At 62.9% G+C, this 8,055-nt stretch carries 9 protein-coding genes; 5 read left to right on the top strand and 4 right to left on the bottom strand.

Annotated elements, in window-relative coordinates:
- Positions 1–297: DUF2946 family protein (locus L9Z73_RS20960; protein ID WP_247404950.1), on the bottom strand; the 297-nt coding region annotated here is incomplete at its 3' end.
- Between the two features lie 181 nt (positions 298–478).
- On the opposite strand from L9Z73_RS20960, the gene L9Z73_RS20955 reads away from it, so the two are divergent.
- Entirely contained in the window at positions 479–1,084 is a 606-nt protein-coding gene (locus L9Z73_RS20955; RefSeq protein WP_247404947.1) for an SCO family protein, read from the top strand.
- Positions 1,084–1,551 (top strand): copper chaperone PCu(A)C, encoded by a 468-nt coding sequence (locus L9Z73_RS20950; protein WP_247404944.1) that lies wholly within the window; start codon positions 1,084–1,086, stop codon positions 1,549–1,551. The genes L9Z73_RS20955 and L9Z73_RS20950 overlap by 1 nt, the downstream gene beginning before the upstream one ends.
- Positions 1,552–1,587: 36 nt before the next feature.
- On the opposite strand, the gene L9Z73_RS20945 is transcribed toward L9Z73_RS20950, so the two are convergent.
- The 3 genes from L9Z73_RS20945 to L9Z73_RS20935 are packed head-to-tail and all read right to left on the bottom strand — an operon-like array spanning position 1,588 to position 5,894.
- On the bottom strand, positions 1,588–2,520 hold the full coding sequence (locus L9Z73_RS20945) for a FecR domain-containing protein (protein ID WP_247404942.1): 933 nt from the start codon (positions 2,518–2,520) through the stop codon (positions 1,588–1,590).
- The gene (locus tag L9Z73_RS20940; protein WP_247404939.1) at positions 2,489–4,303 is read right to left on the bottom strand and encodes a filamentous hemagglutinin N-terminal domain-containing protein; all 1,815 of its coding nucleotides are present in this window, start codon (positions 4,301–4,303) and stop codon (positions 2,489–2,491) included. Before L9Z73_RS20940 ends, L9Z73_RS20945 begins: the two co-directional genes overlap by 32 nt.
- Before the next feature lie 7 nt (positions 4,304–4,310).
- Positions 4,311–5,894: a ShlB/FhaC/HecB family hemolysin secretion/activation protein gene (locus L9Z73_RS20935; RefSeq protein WP_247404938.1), complete on the bottom strand. Its 1,584-nt coding sequence runs from the start codon at positions 5,892–5,894 to the stop codon at positions 4,311–4,313.
- Positions 5,895–6,148: 254 nt separating this feature from the next.
- Here L9Z73_RS20935 and L9Z73_RS20930 point away from each other — a divergent pair, with 254 nt between their 5' ends.
- The 3 genes from L9Z73_RS20930 to L9Z73_RS20920 form a co-directional block, all read left to right on the top strand.
- Positions 6,149–7,480 (top strand): flavin-containing monooxygenase, encoded by a 1,332-nt coding sequence (locus tag L9Z73_RS20930; RefSeq protein ID WP_430624303.1) that lies wholly within the window; start codon positions 6,149–6,151, stop codon positions 7,478–7,480.
- A 22-nt stretch (positions 7,481–7,502) separates the two neighbouring features.
- On the top strand, positions 7,503–7,913 hold the full coding sequence (locus L9Z73_RS20925) for a RidA family protein (protein ID WP_247404932.1): 411 nt from the start codon (positions 7,503–7,505) through the stop codon (positions 7,911–7,913).
- Between the two features lie 10 nt (positions 7,914–7,923).
- The coding region (locus L9Z73_RS20920) for a DUF1028 domain-containing protein (protein ID WP_247404953.1) at positions 7,924–8,055 on the top strand (132 nt) is incomplete at its 3' end.

Raw genomic sequence — 8,055 nt, 5'->3', positions numbered from 1 at the left:
ACCCTGGCCGAGGCCCAGCAGCCAGGCCAGGCCGATCAGGAACACGATGGCCACGCTCACGGCGGCGCACACCGGGCAGGCAAAGTAGTTCGAGATATTGCCGGACGCCGGGCTGCCCAACCCTTTGTCGGAAAGTGGCGCCTGCTTGCCGTCCACCGAACAGAACGCGCCACCGATCCCATTGAGTTGCTGGCCCAACATCTGGCCATGGCCCAAACCGCACACGAACAGGTTCAGCAGGACGCAGACGTACAGGGTCCAGGCGATCAGCGAACGGTCGAAGTGGCGCAATTTCATGGCGGCGACTCTAGCATCGAAGCCCCGAAGGGATGAAGCGCAGCGCGCCCCTGTGGCAGAACGTCGCAGATTACGCGCATCGGCCAGGGTTGGTAGACTTGGCGCCCTCCGCGTTTACTCCTTTTCAACGCCTGGTGTATAGATCCAGAGCAAGGCAGGCGCTTCACAGGATGCACAGTTGATGAGTACGTTATTCACCCGCCGCAACGTCCTGACCGGCATGGGCCTGTTGGGTCTGGGCCTGCTGGCCGGTTGTGACAACAGCCCCAAGTTGAATTTCAAGTACGGCAAGGACTTGAGCGACAAGATCATGGGCCGCACCTTCAAGCTCAAGAATACCCAGGGTGAAACCGTCACCCTGAGTTCGTTCCGTGGCCTGATGCCGATGGTGTTTTTCGGTTTCACCCAATGCCCGGCCGTGTGCCCGACCACCCTCGCCCGCGCCGCCCAGGCCAAAAAACTGATGGGCCGCGACGGCGAGACCCTGCAGGTGATTTTTATCACCCTCGACCCCGAGCGCGACACGCCGCAAATTCTCGACAAGTACGTCAAGGCCTTCGACCCCAGCTTCGAAGCGCTGTACGGCACCCCGGAAGAAATCGCCGTGGCCGCCAAGGAGTTCGGGATTTTTTATGAAAAGGTCCCCGCCGGCGACACCTACACCCTGTCCCACACCGCCACCAGTTTCGTGTTCGACACCCGCGGCAACCTGCGCCTGGGCCTGTCGGCATCCCTTACCGCTAAAGAGTGCGCAGAAGACCTGCTCACCGTCATGGAGGTCTGCTAATGACTGCCGTTCAACACCTCAAGCGCACCCTGATCGGCCTGTCCCTGCTGGGTCTCGCCGCGCACGCCAGCGCCCAGGTCCACGTCAGCGACGCGTGGGTGCGCGCCACGGTGCCGGGCCAGCTATCCAGCGGCGCGTTCATGACCGTGACGGCCGACAGCGACAGCAAACTGCTGCGCGTCGCCTCGCCGGTGGCCAAGGACGTACAGATCCATGAAATGAGCATGAAGGACGACGTGATGCGCATGGGCCCGGTGGACTCAATCGCCCTGCCCGCGGGCACAGCGGTCAAGCTCGACCCGAACGGTTATCACGTGATGCTGATGGGCCTGACCGGCCAGATCAAGGAAGGCGACCAGGTGCCGCTGACCTTGACCGTGGAAAATGCCAAGGGCGAGCAGCAGAGCGTCGAGGTCAAGGCGGCGGCTCGTGGGTTGGATGGCATGGACCATAGCAAGATGCATTGATAGGCCGCTCGGGCGGTATATCGCACGCAATAGGGCTCAGCGCACCTGACATTCGACGTTAGTCGATCCGCTACCGCTATTCACCGTAGAAGGAGGCTGGGTGAATGAGGCCGGCGCGGTTAAGAATATGCCGGGATTGGTCGGTACCACCAGCGGCGGAGAAGTGAAGCTAGGCGTGAATCCGAACTGGCCGGGCGCGAAATTCTGCGCTCCGCCGCCGTTTGTTATGTTGATCATGCCGTCTAAAACCTGCACGTATAAACCCGGCGGGTGAGCTGGCGGGAGATTTGCCGTGAAATCAGGCGTGAAGTACACCGCGAACGAAGCGCGCCCTTGCTCCGCCCATGACTCGGCCGATGCCAGGACATTGGCCAGGCGATACGCATAGCGCGCCGACACCGCAGCTGCGAAGGCTCGGTAAGATGAGTCGGTGTGCCCAGCCGATGATGCCAACCCCACGGCCAGGCTTTTCAGCCGGGTCGAAGCCTGCGTCGCGACAACTGCCGCCGGCTGGTAATACACCACCACGCTGGCCGATTGCAGGCCGATACGGCCACCGGGCGTGATCAACGTCGAGCGATCCTGGCTGCGCTTGCCCAGCAACCCGCCATCCGAGCGCAACCCGCCCTGTTTCAGGGTGAACACCACTGCATCGGTAGCAGGCGAAGCCACATCGTAGGCAAACGTGTCCACGCTCAACGTCGTGCGCGGCTGCAACGTCAATAGGCTCTCATCGCGCAGGCGTACTTGCGCATAGCCCTTGCCCTGGGTCGATAACGTATCGCCGACTTCCACCACCGACTGTTCGCCCAGCACGCGCATGCTGCCGTCGAGTTTCTTGACGAACAGCGGCCCGCTCAGATGAATTACGGTACCGGCCGCCGGGGCGGCCTGAACCCACGGCGCCGCACTCACCAGCGCCAGCAACAGCAGCAAGTCAATTGCAGTAGGATGTTTTAAGAGAGTCATTTTTGCTGGCCTGGGTATCATTATTTGGGGTTGTGGTCGACTTGTCGTCGGGCGCCTTGGGCGAATTACTGGCGATCATCCTGGGCAAATCATCGGGACCCGCAATGCCGGATGTGCCTTGGTTCATGATGACGGTCAGTGTTGAGTTCAACGCAACAGCGACCGGTTCCGTCGGCACTGACGCGGGTACTGTCACCGGCTCTGGCACTGGCAGCCGGTCGACGTCGGTGATCGTCAAGCGCCCGCCTGCGGTGGGCACACCCTCGGTGGACACCCGCCCGCTGCCACTGGCCGTGCCCGCGCCGTTATGGTTGGCCGCCAGGGTGATATCCCCGTTGAAATGGATCAGCGAGTTGACGTTGATGTTGTTGCCCGCCTGGGCGGTGAGGCTGACACCGTCGTTGGTGTTGTTAACGCCCGTGTAGAACGTGATGTCGTGGGTGGCTTGCAGCAAAACGTTGGACGTTGCATTGGACAGCAGATCAGCATCGATTTCACTGTCGGCGCCCGGTGCGTTGGCGAAAGCCGACACGTCGCCCAGCGAGGCCGAAGGGCCGGAGAGGAACGAGGTGACGAGGATATTCGCCGGGTCCAACTGCCAGAAACCAGCCGTCCCGTTGGCCGCGCGCGTATCGACCCGCGCGCCTGCCACATCCAGGAAATGCCCGGACGTCTCGACAAAACCGCCCTTGCCCGAGGCCGCCCCACCGCGTGCCGACAGCGTGCCATAGACCCGCGTCGTGTCATTGCCCCAGACAATGATCTTGCCGCCATCGCCACTGGCCAGAGCATCGGCGGAAATCCGGGCATCCTTGCTCACATAACTTTGCTTGGCATTCAGCACTGCCCAGTTCTTGCCCTGGTAGTCACCGCCCACCAACACCCGGCCACCGCCGCGCTGGCCACTGGCGTCGATGCGCGCATTGCCCATCACACCGACCTGCTCGCCCAACACCTGGATATCACCGCCGCAATCAACGCCCGTGGCGGTGGTGGTGCTGCCGGCTTCGAGCAAGGTGCTGCCGCTGGACTTGAGCACTACCTTGCCGCCGGCCCCGACTACGGCGCTGTTGGCATTCAGCGTGCCGCGCTGGTTGACCAGCGCGCCATAGATGCCAATGTTGCCGCCCTGGGCGATCACCGTGCCCAGGTTCAGCGCCTGGTCTTTCTCCGCCGACACCACCACATGCATGCCAGGGTTGCTGGAGTCGACCAATTGCACCGAGTGCCCCGCCGCCAACACCGTTTCGCCTTGAGGTGTGGTGATAATGCCGCTGTTGTTCACATCCGGCGCGATCAGATACACCTGGCCACCCGACGGCGTCGTGATCGCGCCCTGGTTGCTCACCTGGCCAGCCGCCCCGTCGGCAGCAAAGCGCCGGTTGCCGGCGAGAAAGTCGGCGTTGGAAATCGCCAGGCTCGACGCGACCAGGCCACCGACATTGATCTGGGAACCACCACCGAACACGATGCCGTTCGGGTTGATCAGGTACACCCGCCCGTTGGACTGTAACGTGCCGAGGATCACGCTGGGGTCTTGGCCGGTGATGCGGTTGAGCACGCTGCTACTGCTGCTCTGCTGCTGAAAACGCACCAGCTCGCCCTGGGCGATGGAAAAACTCGACCAGTTGATGATTGCATTAGGGCTGTTGGTGACGGTCAGGGCGTTGCCGTCCTGGGTGAAGGTCACGTGGCCGTTGACAACCACCGGGTTGACCGGTGCCGCCAGGGCACTCGTTGCCGCAGCCAGGGACAGCGCCATTAAGGTAAGTTTGATGTTCATGGCACCCTCAAAAGGCCAGGCTGAGACGGACATGCAGGCGATCATCGCCGCGCTGGGTTTCGCTGGCCTGGGCATGCAACGCATGGCCGTAGTCCATTTGCAGGTTGAGGTTGCGCCGGTAGATAAGGCGCACGCCCAGGCCGGTACTGCTCAGGTTGACATGCTCGAACTCGCCCGGCAGTGCGTCGTTGCGTGTCAGGTAGCCGACGTCGTAGAACGCCAGGGCGCGGCACTGCCAGCTCCCCCCCAGACACAGCGGCGGCGTGTAGGCTTCCAGGTTGCCGACCACGCCCGAGTCGTTACTCACTTCGCGCTCACGGAAGCCCCGTACCGACGCAACCCCGCCCGCCCCAAACTGCTCGCCAGGTACCAGGGCATCCTTGGTGTACTGACCGTTCAACGCGGCGCGTAACTGCCAGGCAGCCGGCAGGATTTGCGTGATGCTCGTCGCGAACCGCAACGCGGTGTAGTCATCCCTGGCATGGGCGCGCGCCAGGTCGAAATCGCGCTGCTGGCCCTTGGACCCACCGGGAATGTTGTGCAGCAGCGACAGCCCGACGTTCGCATCGCCGTCCAAGCGCACCCAAGTGCCCTGGTAGCCGAGGCTGACGGGATGGACGGTAATGTCGTTACCCAGTTGTACATCGAACAGTTCCAGGCTGCTTTTATAGGCCCTGTAGTCGACACCGTAGATCAACTTGGACTGGTAATTGCCCACCGTCGCCAGGTTTTGGTTGTAGCGCGAGCCGAAGACCGTACCCCGCCCGCTGACCGCCAGGTCAAAGATGCCCGCCGTCACAGTCCCGCTGTCGACGTCCGAATAGCTGGTGAAAAAGTCCAGGGAATCGCCCAGCGCATACAGGGGCAGGTGGTAGCCAAGGCCATAGACGCTGACGCGCTCGGGCTTCTCCAACGTGGTGGTGTATTGCAGGCTCATCACCTGATCGCGGCCGAACAGATTGGCGTTTTGCAGCACGGCCCCCACGTAGGTGCGCCCGGTTTCCTTCGCGCCGCCGTTATCCAGGTTGAGCGCGGCGCTCCACGGCGACTCGTCGTTCACCTGAACATCGGCGTCGACACTGTTGTCGGCAGCGCTGCTCTTGAGTTTCATCACGGTCTGCTTGGCCGGGTTTTCGTTGGCCAGCTTCAGGCTCTTGGACACCGCCGTCAGGTCGGGCGAAACGCCTTCCTGCAAGCCCGGCAAGGACTGGCGTACATTGGCCTCGCTGAAATGCTGATTGCCGGTCACAGTCACCGTGCCCACACGCACCTGCACCACCTCCAGCACCACCACCCCGCCGTTCAACTCCTGCTCAGGCAGATTGACCCGCACCAGTTGATAGCCGTGCCGATGGAAGACGTCTTCGAGCGCCTCCTGGGCCTTGGCCACGTCGCTGAAATCGCGCTGGGCGCCGACAAACGGCGCCACACTCTGCTCCAGCTCAAGGGCAGGCAACAGCGTATTACCGCGGACGTCAAAGCGGGTGATGTCAAAGCGTGGAGACAGCGGTTCGCTATCAGCGGCCACCGCGAAAGAAGTGCAGAGCGCCAATGAAGCAGGCACCAGCAACTGCATGAAACGATCGATCATCGATTGGCCCTTGGGCAGCGTGAGGTTTAAACGGCTTACGCTGCGCGAAGAGCCCGCAGGGGCGAGTCCCCCGTGGCGCGGAGTGTAGCCACTATATTGCCAGTTCGAAATATATTTCCCTCGTTTCCATAGGGTTTTGCGCCTATCAACCGCCACGGGCGGCCGCTACCGGGCGCTCTGCATCCGATATTTATGCTCACTTCCCAGCTTAATAATATTTTATTAAAAACCACCCTCCCCCTAGCCTTGAAGTCATGCCCAAGCTGAATCCAACTGCATTACGCAAGGACAGACACATGACGCAAGCAATCACACAAACAGACACCCTGGTGGTGGGCGCCGGCCAAGCCGGCGTGGCCATGAGCGAGCACCTGAGCAAGCAAGGCGTGCCGCACCTGGTGCTGGAACGCAGCCGGATCGCCGAGCGCTGGCGCACCGCGCGCTGGGACTCGTTGGTGGCCAACGGGCCAGCCTGGCATGACCGTTTTCCCGGCCTGGCTTTCGAAGGTGTGGCCCCCGATGCCTTCGCGCCGAAAGAGCGCGTGGCGGATTACTTCGAAGCCTATGCACGCCAGTTCAATGCGCCAATCCGCACCGGCGTGGAGGTGACCTCTGTAGTGCGCAATGAAGGTCGCCCAGGGTTTACCGTACACACCAGCGACGGCGTGATCGAAGCCAACCGCGTGGTGGCGGCGACCGGGCCGTTCCAGACGCCGGTAATTCCGGCGATTGCGCCTAAAGACACCGCGCTGCATCAGATTCACTCCGCCGACTATCGCAACCCGGCGCAGTTGCCGACCGGCGCAGTGCTGGTGGTGGGGGCAGGCTCCTCCGGCGTGCAGATCGCCGATGAGCTGCAACGCTCCGGTCGCCAGGTGTACCTGTCGGTCGGCGCCCACGACCGCCCGCCTCGCGCCTATCGCCAGCGTGATTTCTGCTGGTGGCTCGGTGTGCTGGGCGAATGGGACCAGGCGGCGATGAAGCCTGGCCGCGAGCACGTGACCATTGCCGTCAGCGGCGCCCACGGCGGCAAGACCATCGACTTCCGTGAACTGGCCCTGCAAGGCATCACCCTGGTCGGGCTCACCCAGTCGTTCAACGGCAGCGTGGCGACCTTCCAAGCCAACCTGGTGGAAAACCTGGCACGCGGCGACGAGAACTACCTGGCCCTGCTGGAGGCGGCGGATGCGTATATCGAGCGCAACGGCCTCGACCTGCCCCTGGAGCCCGAAGCTCGGCGCGTCTTCGCCGATGCCGAGTGCGTGAAACAGCCGATCCTGGAACTGGACCTGGCCCGGGCCGGCATCACCTCGATCATCTGGGCCACCGGTTTTGCCGTGGATTACAGCTGGTTGAAGGTCGATGCGTTCGATGCCGCCGGCAAGCCGCAGCACCAGCGCGGCGTGTCCAGCGAAGCCGGCATCTACTTCCTCGGCTTGCCCTGGCAGTCGCGCCGTGGCTCGTCGTTTATCTGGGGCGTGTGGCACGACGCCAAGTACGTGGCCGACCATATCGCCACCCAGCGCCAGTACCTCGAGTATCGCGTCGCGGCTCCGGTCGTTCGCCCGTCCCCTGTCAGCGCCTGATCATTTTCCCCGGAGTTTTTTGATGCCTACCCACACGCGTATCCGCATGTTCAACACCCAGCAAACCTACCCCAACCAGAGCCTGGACAACGACCTGTGCCAGGCCGTGCGCGCCGGCAACACCGTGTATGTGCGCGGCCAGGTCGGCAGCGATTTCGACGGTAACCTGGTGGGCCTCGGTGACCCGCGCGCCCAGGCCGAGCAGGCCATGCGCAACGTCAAGCAACTGCTGGAAGAAGCCGGCAGCGACCTCAGCCATATCGTCAAGACCACCACCTACCTGATCGACCCGCGCTACCGCGAGCCGGTGTACCAGGAAGTCGGTAAATGGCTCAAAGGCGTGTTTCCGATTTCCACCGGGCTGGTGGTATCGGCGCTCGGCCAGCCGCAGTGGCTGATGGAAATCGATGTGACCGCCGTGATTCCCGAGTAAGGAGCCGCACATGACCTTTTCAATCGTCGGCCGTTGCGCCGACACCGGCCAACTGGGCATTGCCATCAGCTCTTCGAGCATCGCCGTGGGCGCACGCTGCCCCTGGCTGCGGCCCGGTGTCGGGGCAGTCGCGACCCAGAAC

The organism is Pseudomonas emilianonis, from assembly GCF_023072625.1.
Classification (GTDB): domain Bacteria; phylum Pseudomonadota; class Gammaproteobacteria; order Pseudomonadales; family Pseudomonadaceae; genus Aquipseudomonas; species Aquipseudomonas paraveronii.
The sequence above is the reverse complement of the archived record's forward strand: the minus strand, read 5'-3'. Positions and strand labels throughout refer to the sequence as shown.

Excerpts from the sequence above, each read along its gene's own strand:
- L9Z73_RS20955 (WP_247404947.1), top strand. The coding sequence starts at position 479 with ATGAGTACGTTATTCACCCGCCGCAACGTCCTGACCGGCATGGGCCTG.
- L9Z73_RS20950 (WP_247404944.1), top strand. The coding sequence starts at position 1,084 with ATGACTGCCGTTCAACACCTCAAGCGCACCCTGATCGGCCTGTCCCTG.
- L9Z73_RS20945 (WP_247404942.1), bottom strand. The coding sequence starts at position 2,520 with ATGACTCTCTTAAAACATCCTACTGCAATTGACTTGCTGCTGTTGCTG.
- L9Z73_RS20940 (WP_247404939.1), bottom strand. The coding sequence starts at position 4,303 with ATGAACATCAAACTTACCTTAATGGCGCTGTCCCTGGCTGCGGCAACG.
- L9Z73_RS20935 (WP_247404938.1), bottom strand. The coding sequence starts at position 5,894 with ATGATCGATCGTTTCATGCAGTTGCTGGTGCCTGCTTCATTGGCGCTC.
- L9Z73_RS20930 (WP_430624303.1), top strand. The coding sequence starts at position 6,149 with ATGCCCAAGCTGAATCCAACTGCATTACGCAAGGACAGACACATGACG.
- L9Z73_RS20925 (WP_247404932.1), top strand. The coding sequence starts at position 7,503 with ATGCCTACCCACACGCGTATCCGCATGTTCAACACCCAGCAAACCTAC.